Source organism: Anaerolineales bacterium (assembly GCA_022866145.1).
GTDB lineage: Bacteria > Chloroflexota > Anaerolineae > Anaerolineales > E44-bin32 > PFL42.
This window is the reverse complement of the sequence record JALHUE010000462.1, coordinates 1-2186: the sequence shown is the minus strand read 5'-3', so window position 1 is coordinate 2186 and position 2186 is coordinate 1. Positions and strand designations below refer to the sequence as shown.

The window sequence follows — 2186 nt, the reverse complement described above, 5'->3', positions numbered from 1 at the left end:
GCCGTCAGGGTGGCGGCGACATCGGTGGCGACGTTGCCCGGCGGCGTCTGATCGGCTGCGCGGTTGCAGCCCAGCAGGAGGGCGCTGACGAGAAGGAGGGCGAGCCCGCTCCGGGTCATGGCAGGAAGGGAATGTGCCAGAAGGCGAAGTCGTCGAAGGTGGCTTCCAAGTCGTAGGTCCTTTCGGCCTTCACATACAATGCAAAGGTGCCGTAGGTTTGAGTGTAGTCCTTGTCGAGGAACTCGCCAACCTTCACCCCGTTGACGAAGACCTCGAACTTCCCCATGTAGCCCCAAATCCCGAGGCGGTTGGTGGCACCTTCGCCGGTATTGATCACGTCAGAGAAGGTCCAGTCGATCAGCTCATAGGCGCCTTTGCCTTGGACGTGGTTCACGAACCGGAAGTGGCCGTCGCAGGCAAGCTCAAGCGCATACCCCCCTGCGCCCTTCTCTCTGTCGACCCGGATCACCATGCCGACCGCGTCTTTGTCGACGCAGTCCCCGTTGGTGGCGCTGACCTCGGCATAGACGTTCCCGGACTGTCGGTCGGTATTCGACCACCAGCTGAAGGTAGGCTCGGGCTCGTAGTCCTTGCCGTAGAGATGCCCATCCTCCACGCGGTAGGCCGCCCTGCCGGGCGTGTCATAGTCAAACCAGGCCGGAGGATTGTCGAAGTAGTCGATATGGTCGGGCTTGGTAAGGTCAAGCGCGCTACGCACATCATCCTCGCCTTCCACGTGGAAGGGCGTAGGGGTGGGAATCTCGGCCAGCCGCCTGACCTCCGTCGGTGCGGCCTCGGCCGGAAGGAAGGTCGCTGTCGGCTCGGGCGCCGCACCGGGTGCGACTCCCTGCTCGGGTTGGAACAGGCGCGAGGCGGTCGTGCAGGCCAGTGCCGCCAGGACCAGCGCGGCAATCGGGAACAGCGTTCGTCGGAAGTGAGACATCACATCCTCCTTGAGCGATGAGGGCCGGCATCGTCCCTGTCTGCCCCGAACCCGAGGGATGGGCAGCAATCAAGGGATGGGAATCACCGGGCCAACGGACGGAAGCCGGTGGCTGGCCGGCGCAGTCGGCCAACTGAGTATAGGCTTTGGGACCGACCCGATAGGTATAATCCTGTGGTACTGCCGGGCAGGTGACCAGGCGGGGAACCGCCCCCAGGCGTAGGAGCGATGGCGTGAACTACCGCAGAATGGGTCGAACCGGTCTCAAACTGAGCGAGATCTCGCTCGGGGCCTGGATCACCTTCGGCGAGCAAATTGACAACCAGACCGCCCGGGAGGTCTTCCTCAAGGCGTACGACTCTGGGGTCAACTTCTTCGACAACGCGGACATCTACGCCGAGGGGCGGGCGGAAAGCGTGATGGGCGAGATCATCCGTGAACTGCCGCGCCAAAGCCTGGTCCTTTCGAGCAAGGTGTTCTGGCAGACCATGCCCGGCGTCAATGGGCGGGGGCTGTCGCGCAAGCACATCATGGAATCCTGCCATGCTTCGCTGAAGCGCCTCGGGACCGAGTACCTCGACCTGTATTTCTGCCATCGTTTCGATGCCGAGACACCGCTTGAAGAAAGCGTGCGGGCAATGGACGACCTGGTGCATCAGGGCAAGGTCTTGTACTGGGGCACGTCCGAGTGGCGGGCTGCTCAGATCGCCGGCGCGCACGGCCTGGCCCAAACGTGGGGACTGGTGCCTCCGATGGTCGAACAGCCCCACTACAACATGTTTGTCCGCCGGATCGTAGAAGATGAACTGGTCCAGGCCGCTGACGATCTGGGATTCGGCCTGGTGACCTGGAGTCCGCTCCGGTCCGGGCTGTTGAGCGGCAAGTACGATGACGGGTCGGCGGAGGGCGCTCGCCTGTCGCTGCGCAAGTACGCCTGGCTGAAGGGCATCCTCACCCAGGACAACTTTGAGAAGACCCATCGACTGAAGAAGGTCGCCGACAAGCTGGGGGTAAGCCTGCCGCAATTGGCCATTGGATGGCTGTTGCGCCGGCCGCAGATCACAAGCGTGATCACCGGAGCGACGCGCGCCGCCCAGGTGGAGGACAACCTGCTGGCGGTCGACGTCCCTGCCCAATTGACGGACGCCGTGTTAGCTGAGATCGAAGATATCCTGGGCAACCAGCCCCGCCCAGAGGCCTGAGACCTCGAAAGGACATTGGCCGCGGTCCAAGCCGGAGACTC

2 protein-coding genes are annotated in these 2186 nt (G+C 63.4%); one reads left to right on the top strand and one right to left on the bottom strand.

Annotated elements, in window-relative coordinates; all coding sequences use genetic code 11:
* Positions 1-115 precede the first annotated feature (115 nt).
* Positions 116-943, bottom strand: a complete 828-nt coding sequence (locus MUO23_13690) for a hypothetical protein (protein ID MCJ7514002.1) — start codon at positions 941-943, stop codon at positions 116-118.
* Positions 944-1176: 233 nt separating this feature from the next.
* On the opposite strand from MUO23_13690, the gene MUO23_13685 reads away from it, so the two are divergent.
* A complete protein-coding gene (locus tag MUO23_13685; protein MCJ7514001.1) occupies positions 1177-2145 on the top strand; it encodes an aldo/keto reductase in 969 nt (322 codons plus the stop codon).
* The last annotated feature ends 41 nt before the right edge of the window (positions 2146-2186 follow it).